Source organism: Flavobacterium phragmitis (assembly GCF_900112575.1).
GTDB classification, from domain to species: Bacteria; Bacteroidota; Bacteroidia; order Flavobacteriales; family Flavobacteriaceae; genus Flavobacterium; species Flavobacterium phragmitis.
Window position 1 is genome coordinate 86,242 of the sequence record NZ_FOMH01000008.1, and the last position, 20,451, is coordinate 106,692.

Here is a 20,451-nt window from a genome sequence, read left to right on the forward strand (position 1 = left end):
TGATTTTATTTTAGATAAAGCCATCCAGAGGTTTTTTTAGATCCATCTCCTAAATCAAGAATATAGAAATAGGTTCCTTCAGGAAGTGTTTTGGCAGAACCGTCTGCTTTTCCGTCCCAAGTATTGTTGTAGCCTTTTTTATAATAAACCAGATTGCCCCAGCGGTTAAAGATTTCCAGTTGATTGTTTGGATATCTGTCAATACAATCAATGTAGAAGAAGTCGTTCTGACCGTCGTCATTTGGTGAAAACTCGTTGTAAATTTTCAGACAATTTGGAGAAACCGTAGCACTGTCCTGATTATTTGCCGAATTGGTGTCAATCTGATCCAGTTTTGTTAAATGAGCTGTATTCAGATAATCATTAAAATCAACCACTTTTACAGTTAAAGTCAACGTTTGTAAAGCTCCTGCATTAATTGTCGGAATGTTCCAGATACCAGTTTTAACATCATAAGTTCCTGAAGTAACAGTTGAACTTACGAACGAATATCCTTTTGGCAGTATATCCTGAACTTCTACGTTTGTGGCTGTTAGATTGCCGAGATTTTCAGCAGTGATTGTAAAAGTTACCTGAGTATCCATTGGAACATCTGTTTTATCTACTTCTTTATTGATGGCAATATCAGTAGAAGGAATGCTGATAGATTCAGAATCTTCGTCGTCTTCGCTTTGATCTCCGTTATCGTTGTTTGGCGTTGAATCAGGATCAAACTGATTGCTTGCTGTAACCTGGGTTGTATTGACATAATCAACACTTTCCAATCCGATCGGATTAGCGACAGTAGCCTGATAAGTTAACGTGATTCCACCTACAGGAACGGTTAAGTTTACCCATTTGATGGTATTCAGACTAAAAATACCGCCATTATTGATGTTCGAAATATTCTTGTAACCAAGCGGAATAATATCCTCAACAGCGACTCCTGTTGCGGTACTTGGCCCTTCATTGTTAAGCTGTAACGTAAAAGTTACGACATCGTTGACATTAGCGTTTTTATTGCTGACCGTTTTTTCCAGACTCAAATCGGCTACGGCAACATTGATGGTTAAGCTGTCGTAATCGTCTTCTGTTGTCACTCCGTTGTTTGGAGTGGAATCCGGATCGGGCAGGTTACTGGCAATAACTTCGGTTACGTTGGTGTATTCATTTGCGGTTCCCGATGGCGGATTTACACGAGTATAAATATCGAGTGACTGATCGGTTCCAGTAGCAATATTACCAACATTCCAAACTCCTGTAACATAATTATATAAACCGCTGGTAGGACTGCTGGTTAAATAAGTAAATCCGGCCGGAAGTAAATCTTTAACCATGACGCCGCTGGCATTGGCAGGACCATCGTTTTTGACAGTAACAGTGAAAATAACGGTCGCACCAACATCATAAACATTATTTTGGTTTAATGCCGTTTTACTGATTGATAAATCTGCCATTACAATTACTGGTGTAACCGAAATACTATCGTAATCATCTTCTGTAGTTACTCCATTTCCAGGAGTGCTATCAGGGTCAAATTGATCTGAAGTCATTACTTCGGCACTATTTAAGTATTCATCTGGTGTACCGGTTGGACTTTTTACGTTAACATTCAACAATAAAGTGTGACTGTTTCCTGGAAGAATAATTCCTGGATTCCATTCTCCGGTAAAGCGGTCGTATGCTCCGGAAGTCGAATTATAAAATACATATTCATATCCGGAAGACAGAACATCTTTGACAGTAACACCCGTAGCGATACTAGGACCTGAATTTGTTACTGTAATAGAGAATGTAATTAGTGAGCCAACATTTGGCGTTAGAATATCATTGATTACCCTTTTTTCAATAGAAAGATCAGCAACGGCAGGAACCGGATTCAATAATACAGAACTGATGTCATCTTCGCTGCTATCATTATTGTTTGGAGTTGAATCAGGATCCAGTTCGTTCGAAGCATAAACTTCGGCTACATTCTGATAAACTCCGGTAGTATTGACTTTTGCGCCTATCAATAAAGATTCAGAAGCCCCGTTTGGTATGGTTCCAATATCCCAAATTCCTGTAGTGTTATAATATTGCCCTGCAGTTGAACTGTAAACTACATATTCGTAACCGCTTGGTAAAAGATCTTTTACCTGTACACCAGTTGCGTTTTGCGGACCACTGTTGGTTACGGTTATTTCGAATGTAATGGTAGCTCCAAATATCGGACTCAAATTACCTCCAACCACAGCTTTTACCAGAGAGAGATCGGCTATAGGGACTATTGGTGAAGTTGAAACACTTGCATAATCGTCTTCGGTAATAACTCCGTTGTTTGGCGTTGAATTTGGATCCGGTAAACTGCTGGCAGTAACTTCGGCTGTATTTAAATAATTACCAGTTGCGTTTACAATAGCGGTTAATTGTAGTGTCTGAGAATCCCCATTCACCAAAGAACCAATATTCCATTTTCCGGTGATATTGTTATAAGTCCCTTTTGTTGCGGTAAAACCACTAAATGTATATCCAGAAGGCAATAGATCTGTAACTTCGACTCCTGTTGTATTTTGCGGACCATTATTAGAAATAACAATTTCAAAAGTTACAGAAGAACCGATTAACGGAGTAGCATTATTTACTGTTTTAGTTAAAGATAAATCTGCTGATTGTCCTAAAGGAGCTGTGGTAGCTGTTCCATAGTCATTCTCAGTCGGAACTCCGTTGTTTGGAGTTGAATTTGGATCCGGTAAACTGCTGGCAGTTACTTCTGAAATGTTTACATAATTACCTGCAGGATTGACAATGGCAGTTATCCTTAAAACTTGAGAATCCCCATAAAGGAATGAACCAATTGTCCATTTTCCGGTTGTCGCATTATAAGTTCCTTTTGTGGTACTGTAATTCACAAAAGTATATCCGGAAGGAAGTAAATCTGTTATTTCAACTCCGGTTGTATTTTGAGGACCATTATTGGTTGCTATTAATTCGAAAATAACAGGAGAACCAACAAGTGGTGTTGGATTATTGACTGTTTTCGTTAAAGCTAAATCAGCTGCCTGTGCATTTGGAGTGACTGTTGCTGTTGCGTAATCATCTTCAGTAGTAACACTGTTGTTCGGAGTAGAGTCAGGATCGGGTAGTGCGCTTGCAGTTACTTCTGCGACGTTTACATAATTGCCTGTTGGATTTACTACAGCTAAAATTTGTAATGTTTCTGATTTTCCGTTAATTAAATTACCAATCGTCCATAAACCTGTTACAGGGTTGTAAGTTCCTGTGGAAATGGTAAAATTAGAATACGTATAACCATTTGGAAGTAAATCAGTAACAGTTACATCTGAAGTATCCTGCGGACCATTATTCGTTACAACTACTTCAAAAGTAACTAAAGATCCAACCAACGGATCAGCATTGTTAACGGTTTTAGTTAACGATAAATCTGCGGATTGTGCTGTTGGCGTTATGGAGGCTGTTGCATAATCATTTTCTGTTGGAACACCATTGTTTGGAGTTGAGTTTGGATCAGGAAGATTCGCTGCGGTAACTTCGGCAATATTTAAATAATCTCCATAAGCATTTACAATAGCGGTAATCTGTAATGTTTCTGATTCGCCATTCGTTAAATTACCAATATTCCATATTCCATTTGTTGGATTATAAGTTCCTGTAGAAACTGTAAAACTGCTATAAGTATATCCAGAAGGCAGTAAATCTGTTATTTGAACACCAGTATTGTCTTGTGGGCCGTTGTTGGTTACGACAATTGCGAAAGTCACAGGAGATCCAGTTAATGGAGTACTATTGTTCACTGTTTTAGTCAATGACAGGTCAGAGGATTGTGCTGTTGGTGTTGTCGTAGCTTCAGCGTAATCATCTTCATTTGTAATTCCGTTATTCGGAGTCGAATCAGGATCGGGCTGACTGCTGGCCGTTATTTCGGCAGTATTCGTATAATTTCCTGCTGGATTGACTGTCGCTGTGATTTGTAAAGTATGATTGGACGCAACAGGCATGTTTCCTACATTCCAAAGTCCTGTTAGAGCATCATAACTTCCAGCTGTTGCAGTATAAGAAACATAAGTGTATCCAGAAGGCAGTAAATCAGTAACCGCAACATTATCTGTAGCCTGAGGCCCTGCATTGCTTATCTGAAGACTAAAAGTTACTGGTGAACCAACAAGCGGTGTGGCATTATTAACTGTTTTGGTTAACGATAAATCTGCTGATGTTGCAATTGGGACTATAGAGGCTTCGGCATAATCGTCTTCCGTTGTAATTCCGTTATTCGGAGTCGAATCCGGATCGGGCTGACTGCTGGCTGTGATTTCTGCACTATTAATATAATTTCCTGTTGCATTGACTAAAGCTGTTATTTGTAAAGTATAAGAATCTGATATTGGCATATTTCCAACATCCCAAAGTCCATTTGTAGGAGTATAGCTTCCTGTTGTTGCACTGTATGATACATAAGTATAACCCGAAGGCAGTAAATCGGTAACAGTAACACCATTTGCTTCCTGAGGTCCAGAGTTGGTTATTTGAATACTAAACGTTACTAAAGAACCCACAAGCGGGGTAGAATTACTGACGATTTTAGTCAACGACAAATCAGCCGATGTTGGAACAGGAACTGTAGTGGCTTGCGAATAATCATCTTCCGTTGTGATTCCGTTATTTGGAGTGGAATCTGGATCTGGAAGATTGGCAGCGGTTACTTCTGCAGTGTTGGTGTAATTCCCCGTTGGATTTACTCTTGCTACAATTTGTAGTGTTTCTGAATCGCCATTAACTAAATTACCTACATTCCAAATTCCGGTAGCAGTATCATAAGTTCCTGTTGAAACTGTAAAGCCTGTGAAGGTATATCCTGATGGAAGTACATCTGTTACCTGAACACCAAAATTATCCTGTGGACCGTTATTGGTTACTACGACTTCAAAAGTGACAAGCGAACCTACCAATGGAGTTGTCGTGTTTACTGTTTTCACTAAAGATAAATCAGATGATTGTGGAACAGGAGTAGTGATAGCAGTTCCATAGTCATCTTCGGTTGGAATTCCGTTATTAGGAGTAGAATCTGGATCTGGAGTATCACTATTGGTCACTTCAGCAATATTGACATAGTTTCCTGTTGGGTTGACGATTGCATTAATTTGTAATGTTTCGGATTCACTGCTTTCTAATATATCCAATGTCCATAAACCGGTAGTACTGTCATAAGTTCCACTTGTTGCATTAAAACTACTGAATGTATAACCAGAAGGCAATAGATCGGTCACCTGCACAAGAGTAGCGTCCTGTGGGCCACTGTTTGTGGTTATAATGCTAAAAGTAACAATAGAACCAACTAAAGGAGTTGGGTTGCTAACTGTTTTAGTTAATGATAAGTCTGCCGAAGGTAGAATCGGTATTACTACGGCATTATCTTCATCATCTTCGCTTTGGTCTCCATCATCATTATTAGGTGTACTATCCGGATCGGGCAGGTTGCTGGATGTAACTTGAGCTATATTGAAATAATTTCCTGTAGGCAGTACTCTTGCATCTAAAATAAGTGATTCTGAAACTCCGACGTCAACGGTGCCCACATTCCAAATCCCTGTTGTACTGTCATATAAACCAGCAGAAGAACTGTAATTCACGTATTGAAAGCCAGAAGGCAGTAAATCGGTTACCTGAACTCCTGTGGCATTATTTGGACCATCATTTGAAATCACAAGTTCAAAAGATACCTGACTTCCGACGACAGGACTTGTATTTCCTGCGACAACATTTTTAACTAAAGACAAGTCAGCAGATGGGCCAATAAAAGTAATTTCGGCATCATCCTGATCATCTTCGGAAGCAATATTATTGTTAGGAGTTGAATCTGGATCGGGTAAATCACTTGCAGTTATCTGTGCAATATTCAAATAATTTCCAAGCGGATTGACTAGCGCGCTGAAAGTTAAATTCATATTTGAGTTTGCTGGCAGATACAAATCTTTCCATTCTAATGTGGCAGTTGCGACCTGATAAGTACCGCCTGTTGAAACAGATCCCGGAATGAGCGTATATCCAACAGGAATTACATCTTGAACATCAACTCCTGTTGCATTTCCCGCTCCTCTGTTTAATACATTTATAGTGAAATCCACTTGCTGTCCTGCCGCTGCGGCAGTTGGTGTTACGCTTTTTGTTAGTTCTAAATCAGCTTGTTTTAGTGAAACAGTTGCGCTGGCCATATCGTCTTCTGGTAATCCGTTTCCGGGAGTACTATCAGGATCGAGCTGTTTTGCAGTTTCTATTTCTGCTACATTAATATAATCGTTTCCTGTTGTTACGACATTCACTTTAGCTGTAATTTGTAAAGCAAGTGAATTTCCGTTATTCAGATTTCCAACATTCCAGATTCCTGTAGTACTATTGTATTTTCCAGCTCCATTATCACTTACGTAAGTATAGCCTGGAGGTAATTGATCGGATACAGTAATTCCTGTAGCATTATTAGGACCGCTGTTGGTTACTCTAATGGTAAAAACAACATTGTCATTGATACTGACAGTTGCCGGAGAAACGGTTTTTTGTAAAGATAAGTCGGCTACATCCAATATTATTGCTGCATCATCCTGATCATCTTCAGTTGCGACATTATTGTTTGGCGTACTATCAGGGTCAAATTGGTCTGAAGCAATAATTTCAGCATTATTGACATAAGATCCTGTGGATTTAATTACGGCTTGAAACATTAAGTTTATTCTACCACCCACAGGAACAGTAAGATTATTCCAAGTTATTGTATTATCGCCAAGATTATAGATTCCGGCTAGATTAACAGAACCAGGAACTATAGTGTATCCAGATGGAATATAATCTCGTACAGAAACTCCGGTTGCATTTACTGTTCCGCCTAAGGAGTTATTATTGAAAATCTGAATATTAAAAGTAACTACATCTCCAGCGCTTCCGGTTACAGGACCAACAGATTTGGTTAGTTCAAGATCAGCAACAGATAAAATGGTCAGATTCATTGTATCGGATGAAACGGCGCAAGTACCATTGCTAACAGTCCATTCCAAAACATATAATCCAGCAACAGTACCTGTTACTGCTGTATTTGGAGAACTTGCGTCTGTAAAACCTACAATACTCGGTCCAGAAACCTGAGTCCAAATTCCGGTACCAACTGTAGGTATTGTTGCATTCATGTTGACAGGTGAGAACTGTGGAATAGTCTGATTTGGACCCGCGTCAGCAGTAGAAGGTAAATCATAAATAGTAATGATAACTCTATCTTCAGATGTACATCCTGCAGTTGCTATAGTCCAGCTAAACTCATAAGTTCCAGCGACTAATTGTAATATTAATGAATTAGGGTTGGTTGGTGACGCTATCGTAGCGGTATTAGGCCCAGAAATTTGAGTCCATGTTCCTGTGCCAATAATAGGTGTGTTCGCCGCCATCACTACCGAAGCCACATCACATAATTCCTGATCTGGTCCTGCATTTGCAACAGTTGGAGGATCGTCATTAAAGGTTATATCGACAGTATCTGAAGAAGGCTGACACAATGATGGACTGTTAAATGGTCCATTAGTAACAGTCCATGTTAAAGTATAAGTTCCTAAGACGGTAACATTTGAAAGAGTGGTAGTAGGGCTATTAGGACTGTCTATAACTGCGGTGGCTCCAACAGGCTGATTTGTAATTGTCCATGTTCCAATACCAACTGTAGGAGGTACAGCGTCCGTCTGATAAGTGGTTTGGCAGGCTACGGCATCATCTGGTCCTGCATCGGCAGTACTTGGAGGCTCATTCATTACAATTCGAACTACATCTGATAGGGTTCTGCAAGATTGATTTTCGAAAACCCATTCCAACACATAAAGTCCGGGAACCGTCAAATTTGTTACAGTGGTCAAAGGTGCTGATGGAGTAGTGATAACCGCAACGCTTCCGGTAGGCTGAAATGCAAAACGCCATTCAGCTGTAGAAACGTCAGGAGGCGGAATATTCCCCTGTAATGTAGCGACTCCTCCAACATCAGAAATACATAGAATTTGATCTGGTCCTGCATTAGGATCAATACTTGCTCCACTGAAAATCGTAATATTTACATTATCAGATGAGCCTGGACAAGTACTGCCATTAGGAAATGTTGTTGAACTGGTAGTGTAAGTAAAAACATAATCATTCCCAGGAACTACCGTTGCATTGGCAATATAGCTGTTGGAAGGCGATTGTGTTATAACAACAGAAGCGGGATTTCCTGTAGTACTGGTAAGTGTCCATGTTCCCGTTGAGTTTTCATTTCCTTTCAATTGAACGCTGGTTACATCACAATAGGTTTGATCTGTGCCTGCATTTGCAGTTGGTGTTACCACAACAACCATATCATCAAAAGTACCTTGGCATAAGAAAATGCTTTTAGCGGTTATCGTCCATCTAAAAGTATAAGTTCCTGCTACAAGTCCATTAATAACAGTATTAGGATTGGCTGGATCGACGATAGTCGGCTGATTTGGTGCACCCGTAAGTACAGACCATTGACCTGCCTCAAAGAAACTGTCATAGGTGCTTCCGGCCATAGTAACACTTGTACTATTGCAAACATTTTGATCCGGACCAGCAACAGCTTGATGAGGTGGAATACCGATTGTTAAATTGACATCATCAAATGCTTCACCACAGACTTCGGCATCTACTGTCCATCTAAAAATATAATAACCGCTGTATGTAAAGGTAAAAACGGCATTCGGATCATGTATATCGCTTATAGTGTAGCTTCCTACTCCAGAAATTCTCGTCCATGTTCCTACAGCACCACTACTAATAGTTGCAGCCATAGTTATGGTATTACCACAAATATCCTGATCTGGACCTGCATTTGCCGCTGGCGGAGTATCAGCAATAGTGACAGATACGTCACTTGTATTTGGTAAGCAAAGCCTGGTTATGGATTGAATGGTCCAGGTAAAAACATAGGTTCCATTACCTGGGACAGTCACTAAAGTATTAGGATCGCTGGAATCTGCGAAAACGACTCCAGCAGATGGAGTCACAGACCACAGACCAACTTCCAATACTGCAGGACTATTGCCGCTTAGGTTAAAAGATGTTGTACCTGCAGGATAACAAGCATCTGGCCCAGCATCGGACGTCGATGAGGCTGTGGAATTGTTGGTTGTAATGGTGACTGTATCTGATATTGCTACACTACACGAAGGACCAGGATGAAGATAAGAGACTGTCCATTGTAATTCGTATTGTGAAACATTAGAAGTAAAACCGGTTGCAACGGCATTAGGATCATTGACATTAGAAAATGTGATAGTATTTGGGCCAGAAAGCTGACTCCATGTACCAATTTCACCGCTTTGCACCGCCTCAGCTCCAAGAGTTACCTGAGAATTAGCACAAATAACTTGGTTCGGTCCTGCGTCAGTTGTGCCTAAAGTACTGTCAGAAACATAAATTGTTACTGTTGAAACAGAAAAACCGCAGGTAGCACCACCACCTTTTGTAATATACTGAAAAACATAAGTCCCAGGAATAAGTCCAGTTACCTGAGTGTCTATGGCAAAATTATCGGCAATTGTTGCTTGATTAGGACCGCTGAGCTGACTCCAAAAGTGCATTCCATCACCAGTTACTACACCTGATAACATGGTGCTGGTATCGCCACAGGGTAAACTAACATCAGATCCTGCATTTGAAGGGACAGGGTCTCCTGAAACGATGATATTTAAAGTGTCAAAACCGTAATCACAGCCAACAGGAAGTGTTCCATTTTGGCTTCGGATAAATTCAACTGTATATTCCCCCGATTCGGTAAGGGTTAGGGTAAGTGAACTTCCAATATTTTGCAATGCAGTAGGGAAAGGAGCTAGAGGAGAAGTACTCGGCCCGCTGACGATTCGGTACTGATTTACCCCAGTTCCTGTAACAGTAAGTGGAATTGTAAATACTGTGGCATTACAACTTCCAGCAATATCATTACCATTATTGGCCACAATTGTTCGTGTAGGTCCATTGTATTGAATGTTATAATCTTTAGTAAAAACACAACCCGTATTGCTGTTGGTAAGGGTATATCTAAAAGTATAAGGGTCACCAGAATCTGAAATACCTGTAACCAAAGTAGTTGGGTTGTTTGGCGAAACAATTACTGCTCCTGAACCTCCAGCTATTTGTGTCCATTGAACGGTTTCTCCTGCGTAAAGTGGCGTTTGCGCTACAAGAGTAACTTGTGTAATGGTATTGTCACAAAAGAAAATATCTTCATCACCGCCCGGCAGAGTAGTTACATCCTGCGTTGCGGCAGGAACTGTGATTGTAACTAAATCATTGCCTGAAGCACATGGACCTGTAACTGTCCATCTAAAAGTATAAGTTCCTTGAACCAGATTAGAAACCTGCGTGTTATTAGAACCCGGACTTCCAATAGTTGGGGTATTTGGACCGCTTACAAATGTCCATTGCCCGCTTTGTCCGTTGAGACCACAACCACCATACGTCCCACTGAGATTGGTAGATTGCGTTGTAGTATAGCAATTACTTAAAGTTTGATCTGGACCTGCGGAAACAGGCGTAACACCGCCATAATTAGTTACTGTTATTTGCGAAGTAGTTCTACAGCGTTGTCCGGGAGCGTATTCTGGTCCTTCAATAACCCATTGTAATGTAGTAGTGCCACAGCTTGTTGCAGGCAGATTTATAGTTGAGGTTGGTAAATTAGGAAAATTAATTACCACCCCTGCATTATTAGCACCAACTATCTCCCAATAACCAGTTTCACCTGTATTTTGAGGCGCATTTGCAGTAATAGATAAATTTCCAGTACTGTTTGGACAGCTTGCTATATTACCACCAGCGTTGGCAATTGTAATGGGCTGTACATTTACTACTTTATCTTGATAAGCTAAAATTCCGTCACCACAAGTTGCACTATATCTAAAAATATAAGTATTTCCTCCTGTATAACCCGTTACAATTGTACTCGGACTGTTCGGCGTATCAATAACAACAGTCGGGCCCGAAATCTGCGTCCATGTAACAGTACCTATAATAGGAGAAGGAGTATTTCCAGTTAGAACCAAAGCATCGGTTTCGCAAATGGTGACATTAAGTACTCCAGCATTTACTGTACAATTTTGAGCATTTATTTTGCTATTTAAAAACAATAAAAAAAATGCTAAAAAAAGCTTTTTGGAAAAATTACTAAAAGTCGAGGAAACGTAAAATTGAGCCATAAGCAATCAGAATAAAAAGGTACATGCTAAATTTTGAAAGCAACCTTATATTAATAAATTGGGTTATGTATTAATTCGGAATGAGGTTAAGAAAAACAATTGGGGTATTTCAAAATTAGCGAATGTAGGCTTCAGCCTCAATATTTTCGATGTTGCAGATTGTAAAATGAAACAAGAAAACCTAGAATGAAACAATATAAAAGTAAAAAATATCTCACATTAATACTCGTAATGTAGCATTTCGTCGCTTTTAGTTGAATGTTGATGCAGAACAGTCCTGTATAAAATAGTTAGAGCAATGGTATTATTTCGTAGTTTAGTATCATTACAAAACCTAATTAGTATATTAATCTTAAAACTAGAATGTTATGATTTCAAAAAACACAGACTTTGGATTGTTAGTATTGCGTATTAGTATTGGAGGCTTAATGCTTTTTCATGGTGTATCCAAAATTTTACACGGTATATCGTTTCTCGTCGAAAATATGGGAGCATTTGCCTATGCTGTTTATATTGGAGAAGTTTTAGCTCCATTAGCCATTTTATTGGGATGGAGAACTAGAATTGCATCGGTCATTTTAGCAATCAATTGTATTGTGGCCATTGCCGTAGCACATTCAAAAGATATTTTTTCAATTGGAGAACAAGGCGGTTATGCTAACGAATTAATAACACTCTACCTTTTGGGTGCCATCGCATTGTTTTTTACAGGTGCTGGAAAATATGCAATTTCAAATAGTAATAAATGGGATTGATTCTAATATAAAACCAAATAAAAAAGCTCTAAATCAACAGATTTAGAGCTTTTTTGAAATAATATATTTTAAGAGAAGATTTCTATGTGTTTTGTTACAAGTGAAACGTCTGTCTAGACAAAGCAAAACTATGTTTCTATGTGTTTAAAAAAAATCAAAAGTATTAAAACTAAAAAGCTTCACCAATTCTAAAATAAACTCCCCAGTCTCCTTTACCAACCGCACCATCCAATCCGACATTAAACTTTGACTTTTTAAAAGGATTATAGCGATATCCAACACCAGCACCTGGATACAGTTTCCAGTCAAAACTAGGAGTATCAGAACCGTAGATTGTGGCGAGACCCGCAAAACCAACCAATCCCATTTTGCCAAAGTTATAACGATATTCTCCCTGAATATCCATTAAACCTGCGCCTCTGTATTTTCCCTCAGAATAACCTCGAATATCGACACCGCCAATGGTACTCTGTTGTTCAAAAGCCACATTTCCAAGTCCGAATTTGCCATAAAATCGGGCAGCGATTACATCTTTATTGTTTCGGGTAGGGAAATAGGTATTGGCTTGAAAAGCAATTCGGTTAGAAGCGAGTTCATTATCTAAAAAGCTAGGATAAGTGGACCAATCCAATTTGATTTTATATCCTTTTGTTGGATAATAAACCGCATCTCTGCTGTCATACAATAGATTTACGACTAAAGCATTACTATGTGAGACAGAAGAAGGAGAAATATCATCTTCATACGTAGTATTATAATGTGCAAAGGTATAAGACAAACCGCCATAAAAGTTTCCTATAATTTTGCGTTGACCGCCAATACTTAAGATAGTGGTTTTAGTTCCATAATCATAAAAATCAGGCTGATCGATATCGTCAACAAAAAATTGTGAGTTCTGATTTCCAGTAAAAAAGAAAAGTTTCAAACGCCATTTGTCTTGTTCTAAATACCATTTATTGAAAAAAGCCAAAACAAAAGATTTGTTTGTAGTATAAATGGCCGACATTCCAGACAATGATTTAGGGGAAATACTATCACTTTGATTGACTTTGTACATCATCATAGGAATTGCGCCAAACATGAATTCGAGATTCCGATTGTAACTCAGATAAGGCATTACTCTTAATTCTATTTTCTTTTCTTTTTTCGGAATGGAATCGTTTGTTTTTTGTCCAAAAGTTAAAGACATAAAACCAGCTAAAAAGAATAGGAGTAGAGAATGCTTCATTTTGTATTTTTTTGAGTGAAACTTTTATTCAGGCTCTAAAATATTTGAAATCATCTTTTTCGATACTCGTAAATTTAATTAAATTAAGTGTAAGTTGTTGAAAATTAAAAAGTTTTAAACTTGTGCGTTTCTTTTAAAAATCGAAACCAATCTTTCGAGCGCTCCTTCAGCATGCAATTGCTCGCTGTTTTCCAAAGTCTCTTTTGTTGCTTTTGACGCTCTTTCTAGCATTCGTTTTTCAAAAGTCGCAATAGCTGTTTTGAGATTGCTGAATTGGTTATTGGTTAAAAAAGCTGCCAATTCAAGAGCATCTAACATGGCAAGATTAGCACCTTTTCCAGCAAAAGGAGGCATTCGATGTGCTGCATCGCCAATCATGGTCAAATTCTTTTGAGTTTCCCAAGTTTGATTCAACGGGAAATAATATTGTGGGCGCGGTATAAAATACAATGCATTAGCCATAAAAAGTTCGTTCCATTCAGGGCTCCAATTTTTGTACACTTTTTTAAACCATTCAAACACCGCTTCTTTATTTTTAAAATCTAAATTTCCCTCCAAAATCCAGTTTTCAGGAATTTTACTACTCAGAAGAAACATTAAAGAACCATCGCCTTTAGTGCCATACATTAAAGTTTGTTGATGGCCAAAAGCAAGAACTTTTCCGCCTTTAGAGAAATCAAACAGTTTTGGAACATTTTTTTTGGCATTATAAATTGTTCCTTCTATTAAGGTAATACCAGAATAAATAGGTTTTTCGTTACTTATATAAGGACGAATTTTTGAATTGCCTCCGTCGGCGGCAATGACTAAGTCGGCATAAGCGGTTGAGCCGTTTTTAAAATGCAGTTTCCAACCTTCGTTTTCTTTTTCCATAAAATCAAACTGACTGTTCCAAACTACTGTTTCAGGCAAAAGGGAGTTTAAGAGAATATTTCGAAGTTCAAAACGATCAATTTCGGGACGAGGTTTTGAAATGGCGTCAAGCGAATTTATGGTAGTAGTTGAAGCTTTCGGTATTTTCTTTTCTTGAACAGCATGCTCATCAAATAGTAATTCAAAATCTTTATTTACAATTCGTGCTTTGCTGGCATTCAGTCGAACATTCGCATAAAATTCATCCAATAAATCGGCTTGAATTATGGCTTTCAAACCTGAATCCTCATGCAGATCAAGCGGAGAACCTTGTACGCGAACTTCTTTATTGAAATCTCTTTCATAAACCTTTACATTGCTATTTTGCATTTGTAAAAGTCGGGCCAAAGTCAAACCGCCCATTCCGCCACCAATAACAGCGATTTTTTTATTTTGTAAAAGCATAGTTTTTAGTTTTAAATCTATGCCACAAAATTATTTTGATGAGAGAGCCGATAATAGTATAAATCGGTCATTTTTGTTTTGAAACAATTCTTTGGGGATCGAACCAGATATTTTCTTAATTTCTTTAATAAAATGCGTCTGGTCTGAAAAATTTTCTTCTGGAAACAATTTTCCTTTTGCTATATGTTCCAATGAAGCACGAAAACGAAGAATCGAACAAAACCCTTTTAAAGAAATCCCAAAATACTGATTAAAATAGCGGTTAATCTGACGGCTGCTCCAACCTGATTGTTCAGCTAAATCTTTTACGGTCATAGCTCCGTTACTTTCATAGATTAGGTTGAAGAGCTTTTGCTTTCGGCTGTCTATTTCCTTTACTATTGAAGACTCCATTTTATGAGAAGCTTTTTCGCAGAACAATTCAAAATCTCTCAAATCGGTTGGATTAAAGTCCCAAAAATCATTTTCTAGTTTTTTTCCTTCGTTTAGAAGTGCCGAGATAGAATCATGAAAAATATATTCTACAGCAAGAAGTTTGAAACTAATCACAAAAGTCAGACTGTTGGCTGGAATTTTTCCTTTTTCGTATTGATGCGTTCCTAAACCTAAAAGTCTAATGCTAAAAGGTTCTTTAGAAGATTGAAATAAAGACAGATCAATTCTTCCGTCGGGAAGACCTATTGTCTCAATAGTTTTATCCGATTTATTGTGCATACACCAAAAACTATCTACAAATGCAGAAAGTTTTTTGCTTGGCTGTTTTGATTTGTACGCTAAATCGCTGTGCATTCTCTAGTGTTTAAAAGCGAAATTATACAAATTAAGAGACATTTTTTAAAGTTTGATTTTGCTCAGAAAGCTTATAACAACATTTTTAAATGTAGTAAAAATCGTAATTAAAAACTTAACATTGGGTAATGTTTTGATTTTTAAGTATTTGCAAGTGGTTTTCGGTCTTCTCGAAAAACTTAACATTGGCGAATGTGTTTTTCAATCTATCTTTGTTTATTATTTTTTGATGTTAATTTAATGATTTAATAACATTGAAAATTAGTTTATTACATATTTAGTTTAATCAATTTCTTAAAATTAACAGAATAATGGCAAAAGAAGTGCTTACTAATGAAATCGAACAAAAGGTAGAGGCTGTTCCAGTTGTTTCTACTGATGAAAACGAGCAGATTGATGCTCCAGTTTCAGAAACAGAATCAGTTGGTCCAGAATCAAAACCAAAAACCAAAAGAGCTCCTAGAAAAACAGTTGAAAAAGAAGCTGTTGTTGTAGAGGAGCAAGAAAAAACAGAAGAGGTTGAAGAAAATGTTTCATCTGAAATCGAAGAAGAAACAGTGGAAGAGGATAAAGAGGAATCTAAAAAGAAAAGTAAAAAGATGAAAGAAAAAGAAAAAAAGCAATTAGCTGAGAAAAAAGAAAAGCTTAAAAAGAAAAAAGCGGTAGCTAAGAGAAAAGAAAAAGCAAAAGATAAAAAGAAAGAGAAAGCGAAGAAAGCGAAACTTAAAGCAAAAGCAAAGAAAAAGGACAAAGCTAAAAAAGCAAAAGATAAAGCAAAAGCGAAAAAAATTGCTAAGAAAAAAGCGAAAAGAACTAAAGCAAAAAAGAATAAGAAAAAATAGTTTTACCAATTAAATAGGATAGCAAAACTATTTATAACAAAAAGTGCCTCTAATTGGAGGCACTTTTTGTTTTTTTCTTTAACATCAGCATGTCTATTTTTTGAAGAAATTCAGGATCAAATTGAGAATAGGCTCTCAATCTGTATTTTTCATCTCGTATCTTCATAACCAAACGAATTTTCTGTACCATCAGCCAAATAGGTTCGTATCTTTTGTGACCTAATAAATACTGAATTTTAAGAATTGACATTTTTCTGTGTGATAAAGTCATTAATTCTATGCAAATCATCCAATAGCGAATGGGAAGATTGGAATTTTCCATAACTGTTCCAGATCGTAAACTAATACGATTACGGCATTTACGGCACTGAAATTTTAAATCATTTCGTCTAAAGGAATGTGTATCATGACCACATTTATTACAAATGATGCCATTTTGTAAGCGTTGGTTTTTCAGCTCTTCTATACAAGTAGCCTCGTCGTGATATTTTTCGAAATACGCGCGTAATTCCATTTATAAATTTGGGGTCATTTACTTGTCGAAAATATAAAATATTTTAAAGAAAAGAAAAGACACCTGCAGAAAAATAAAAAAGGAATACTCAAACTGAATATTCCTTTTCGTTAGGGTAATAAAAATACGGGTACTACAGTTTTGTTGCGATTTCTTTTTTGTATTTATTTAAAATCGATTTTGTCATACCTAGATTAGCTTTAGTAGAATCTACAGCTAAATAAATAAAGTATTGTTGATTGTCAGAAACGTCAATAATGTGAATCTGTGAAGTCAGCGTAATCATAATATTATCCACAACCTGACCTTGTAGATTAAGGGCCTTGATAGCATTCATTTTTGCTTTAACCACTTCAAGGTTATAAGCTGATGCTAATTCAGGGTCAAAATCTGCAACAACAGACTGAGAGTAATATGACATACCGCTTGCGATTTCAGCTACAGATACAGCGATAAAACCTGGGACGTTTTTTTTTAGGTCTTCACCAAATTGAGTTAAAAAATCAGACATAGTGCTAGAATTTTAATGTGTTGTAATTAGAATGAATTGTTTCGGATTGCACAAAATTAGTTATACAATATTATTTAATTATCCGCTTTTTGTACCTTTTTTCAGTTAAATAAAAAATTAACAAAGTCTGATTTGAAACCCATTTCATGATTTCTTAAATTTGGTTTTATTAGAAGTTCAGAATGAAATATTTATAGAAAAATGCTTCTGAAAAAGCAGATTCAGCAATTTCAGAAGCATTTTTAACAAAGTGAAGAAATATAATTTTTTATTTGATTTCTGTGATAAAATCTTCCTGCGGTGTTCTTACTTTTTTCAAGTTTACCAGCCAGTCGCCAGCTTCGTCTCTGTAACCAAGTGGAAGAATTAGAACACTTTTAAGTCCTTGCTCGTTTAATCCTAAAAGTTTATCTACTTCAGTCGGAATAAAACCTTCCATTGGAGTTGCGTCTACTTTTTGTTCAGCAGCAGCGGCAACAGCTGTTCCAAGCGAAATATAAGCTTGTCTCGCCGCATGATTAGCGTGCCATTCTTGACCAAGAGGCTCGTACATTCCCCAAAGTCTTTGTTTGTATTCGTCCATTGCGCTTGCCGGAATACCTCTTTCTGCGGTTGTTCTTTCAAATACAGCAGAAATTCTTTCTAAACTGTAACCATCCCAAGCAGCCCAAATCAAAACGTGAGAAGCATCAGTAATCTGACTTTGGTCAAAACTTACCGCTCTGATTTTCTCTTTTAAGTCCTGATTTGTAACGACAAAAATTTTATAAGGCTGTAATCCAGATGAAGACGGAGCTAGTTTTGCCGCTTCTAAAATATAATCTACTTTTTCTTGCGGAACTACTTGTCCGTTCATTTTTTTTGTAGCGTAACGCCAATTTAGTGCTTCTATTAAGGCCATTTTTTTCTATTGATTAAAATTATGATTCAAATGTAAAAACTTTAAGTGTATTTTTGTCATCCAATTACCAAAAGTAACTGTGACATCGAGGTAACTAACTAACACAGCATGATAAAAGAGGCTTTACACGATAAAAACACATGCAATCAAAGATTATTGGCAGTTCAAGATGCTATGGACGTTTTGAACGGAAGATGGAAAATTGCCATAATCGCATCATTGTGTTTCAATACTTTAAGATTTACGGATCTTTTGCGCGAAGTAGAAGGGATTTCGGGGAAAATGTTGAGCAGGGAATTGAAAAATCTGGAAGAAAATCAATTGGTTACCAGAACGGTTTTAAACACGCAACCCATTACAGTGGAATATGAACTTACACCATACGGACATACCTTAAAAGAAGTAATAGATTCTCTGGCTAAATGGGGAACAAACCACCGAAAAAAGATTACTGGAAGAGAGTAAATTGAAAAAAGGTTTTAATTTTAATAGACGCAGCTAGATTTTAAAATCTCATTTTATCTGCTGATCTGCTAAATCTGCGAGCTAAAAATTTTTCCCGCAGATTTGGCTGATTCGGCAGATATTTTAAAAGCTAAACTTAGCCTTTCAATTCTAAGGCCCTTTGAAAAAAGCCTTGACGCGTTAGGTTTTCTTCGGCTTCTTCAATTGCTTTTAGTAAGTTGTTCTGAGTATTCGTAATTTCATTAAGCGCTTTTGACATAACTTCCCAAACCGGTTGCATCTTGACAACGAGTTCTTTTCCTTTTGCTGTCAGGATAATCAGTCTTTTACGTTCATCCAGTTTGTCTTTTTTAGAACTGATGATTTTTTGTTTCTCCAATTCTTTTAATAAACTAATTGTAGATGGGTGGCTATAACCAATTTCATTGGCAATTTCGACCACGCTCAACATTTCTTTTACATGCAACGTGTAAATTACAGGAAACCATTTAGGTTCAAAATCAATATTATTATAAGCATAAATTTGAGCGCCGTCTTTGCGTAATTGTTCGCTCAAACGCTGTAAACGTGTAGAGATGGCAAGAATGCCTATTTCGTCAATTATATTCATTTCTTTGGGTTTAAAGTCAATTGGCAGAATACATTATCGGGTTTCATTAATGGAAAATCACTTGGAAGCGTTTCTTTTGTAATCGTAACAAAACCATTTTTTTCATAAAAGCGCAATGCCGCTTGTAATATAGTTACAGTTCCTAAATATAAGTTTTTAATACCATTTTCTTGGCTGTAAACAATTAATTGTTCCAATAATTGCTGGGCGATACCTAATTCTTTTCCTCTAAATTCTTTCTTTACAAACATCTTTCGGATTGCTCCGGCTTCTGGATTAAATTTAACCAAAGCAATAGTTCCGACTAATTTATCCTCTATGAATGCTCCAAGAAAAGTTCCGCCAGGTTTAAAGTAAAAGTTCTCGATATCCAATAAATCCGGCTGATCTTCCAGAGTTACAGGAACATTAAATTCTTTTTGCTGAATGTTTAAAATCAAATCTACGATCTCATTTTCGTACTCGTTTTGTATAGGCTGAATCTGCATTTTATTTGAATAATTAAATATGAGTACAAAACTACGTAGTTGGCTACATATATCCAAGCAAAAAACTGCTGAAGACAGCAGTTTTAAGTGTTTTTTATGATTTTTAGAATGATTGATTAAATTGAAAAGACACACAACTATGTGTTTTATTGAAAGTGAAACGCCTTTAAAAAGCTATGAAAATCTATGCTTCTATGTGTTTAAAAAAGATTATTCTTTAACCAAAACAATAACAGCCTTATAGCCAGTTCCAACATTCCATTCGCTTGACGAAATAACCTGACCTTTATCGTCGTAAACTTTGAATTCAGCTGTGTTTGGAGAAGCAAAACCTTCGTTCAAAGCCTCAATATCAATTTTGTTGATTCCTTTTTCGAGATTTATTTTTACGCTTTTGAAATCACCGGTTAGAAAAACTTCCGGTTCAATTACTTTATCATTTAAATATACTTTTACTTTATCGCCATCAACAAAAGCGGCATCGCGATACATAATGGTAGAAGTAACCGCAGTAGTGTTGAAGTTTCCTAAAAACTGATTTCTTCTGTAAAAAATGCCTTCAACATTTGCTTCTTGTTTGTAGCGGTTGGTATCTTTAAAAAGTTCGTCTGGATTTACCTGTAATGGTGCTGGTTTTTCTACCGGTGCCGGCGGATTTTCTTTTGGAGCTGTTTCTTTCGGCGGGACAACTTCTTTTTTTTCAGCATCTTTTGGCGGAATGGCTTTGAATTTATTGTTTAATTCCTGAGCGTAAATCTGCGCTGAGAAACAAGTAATGGCAGTTATCAAAAATATTTTTTTCATACGTGGTATTATTAATCTTGGGGTACTATTTA

The 20,451-nt window shown here is 37.1% G+C and carries 12 protein-coding genes and 1 pseudogene; 3 read left to right on the top strand and 10 right to left on the bottom strand.

Annotation, left to right across the window (positions count from 1 at the left end; all coding sequences use genetic code 11):
• Positions 1-5 precede the first annotated feature (5 nt).
• Positions 6-11,126: a PKD domain-containing protein gene (locus BM289_RS15200; protein ID WP_244165385.1), complete on the bottom strand. Its 11,121-nt coding sequence runs from the start codon at positions 11,124-11,126 to the stop codon at positions 6-8.
• 437 nt (positions 11,127-11,563) lie between these two features.
• Here BM289_RS15200 and BM289_RS15205 point away from each other — a divergent pair, with 437 nt between their 5' ends.
• On the top strand, positions 11,564-11,950 hold the full coding sequence (locus tag BM289_RS15205) for a DoxX family protein (RefSeq protein ID WP_091495046.1): 387 nt from the start codon (positions 11,564-11,566) through the stop codon (positions 11,948-11,950).
• Between the two features lie 169 nt (positions 11,951-12,119).
• Here the strand turns inward: BM289_RS15205 and BM289_RS15210 are convergent, their stop codons facing one another.
• The 3 genes from BM289_RS15210 to BM289_RS15220 all read right to left on the bottom strand — a co-directional run bounded on the left by BM289_RS15210 (position 12,120) and on the right by BM289_RS15220 (position 15,284).
• Positions 12,120-13,178 (bottom strand): BamA/TamA family outer membrane protein, encoded by a 1,059-nt coding sequence (locus BM289_RS15210; protein ID WP_091495048.1) that lies wholly within the window; start codon positions 13,176-13,178, stop codon positions 12,120-12,122.
• 114 nt (positions 13,179-13,292) lie between these two features.
• Complete coding sequence (locus BM289_RS15215) at positions 13,293-14,495, bottom strand: FAD-dependent oxidoreductase (RefSeq protein ID WP_091495050.1); 1,203 nt, start codon at positions 14,493-14,495, stop codon at positions 13,293-13,295.
• A 30-nt stretch (positions 14,496-14,525) separates the two neighbouring features.
• Positions 14,526-15,284 (bottom strand): helix-turn-helix domain-containing protein, encoded by a 759-nt coding sequence (locus BM289_RS15220; RefSeq protein WP_091495052.1) that lies wholly within the window; start codon positions 15,282-15,284, stop codon positions 14,526-14,528.
• 311 nt (positions 15,285-15,595) lie between these two features.
• Here BM289_RS15220 and BM289_RS25575 point away from each other — a divergent pair, with 311 nt between their 5' ends.
• Entirely contained in the window at positions 15,596-16,126 is a 531-nt protein-coding gene (locus BM289_RS25575) for a hypothetical protein (RefSeq protein ID WP_208610254.1), read from the top strand.
• A gap of 91 nt (positions 16,127-16,217) precedes the next feature.
• Here the strand turns inward: BM289_RS25575 and BM289_RS15230 are convergent.
• The 3 genes and pseudogenes from BM289_RS15230 to BM289_RS15240 all read right to left on the bottom strand — a co-directional run.
• A pseudogene (locus tag BM289_RS15230) lies at positions 16,218-16,640 on the bottom strand (transposase); the annotation flags it as partial.
• Between the two features lie 133 nt (positions 16,641-16,773).
• On the bottom strand, positions 16,774-17,151 hold the full coding sequence (locus BM289_RS15235; protein WP_091495055.1) for a hypothetical protein: 378 nt from the start codon (positions 17,149-17,151) through the stop codon (positions 16,774-16,776).
• Positions 17,152-17,419: 268 nt separating this feature from the next.
• On the bottom strand, positions 17,420-18,052 hold the full coding sequence (locus BM289_RS15240; RefSeq protein WP_091495056.1) for an NAD(P)H-dependent oxidoreductase: 633 nt from the start codon (positions 18,050-18,052) through the stop codon (positions 17,420-17,422).
• Positions 18,053-18,160: 108 nt separating this feature from the next.
• Here BM289_RS15240 and BM289_RS15245 point away from each other — a divergent pair, with 108 nt between their 5' ends.
• Positions 18,161-18,517, top strand: a complete 357-nt coding sequence (locus BM289_RS15245; RefSeq protein ID WP_167365435.1) for a winged helix-turn-helix transcriptional regulator — start codon at positions 18,161-18,163, stop codon at positions 18,515-18,517.
• A 136-nt stretch (positions 18,518-18,653) separates the two neighbouring features.
• Here the strand turns inward: BM289_RS15245 and BM289_RS15250 are convergent, their stop codons facing one another.
• The 3 genes from BM289_RS15250 to BM289_RS15260 form a co-directional block, all read right to left on the bottom strand.
• Entirely contained in the window at positions 18,654-19,127 is a 474-nt protein-coding gene (locus BM289_RS15250) for a MarR family winged helix-turn-helix transcriptional regulator (RefSeq protein ID WP_091495057.1), read from the bottom strand.
• The gene (locus tag BM289_RS15255; protein ID WP_091495058.1) at positions 19,124-19,615 is read right to left on the bottom strand and encodes a GNAT family N-acetyltransferase; all 492 of its coding nucleotides are present in this window, start codon (positions 19,613-19,615) and stop codon (positions 19,124-19,126) included. Before BM289_RS15255 ends, BM289_RS15250 begins: the two co-directional genes overlap by 4 nt.
• Before the next feature lie 210 nt (positions 19,616-19,825).
• Positions 19,826-20,419, bottom strand: coding sequence for a hypothetical protein (locus tag BM289_RS15260; protein WP_091495059.1), 594 nt, complete (start codon positions 20,417-20,419; stop codon positions 19,826-19,828).
• Positions 20,420-20,451: the final 32 nt, after the last annotated feature.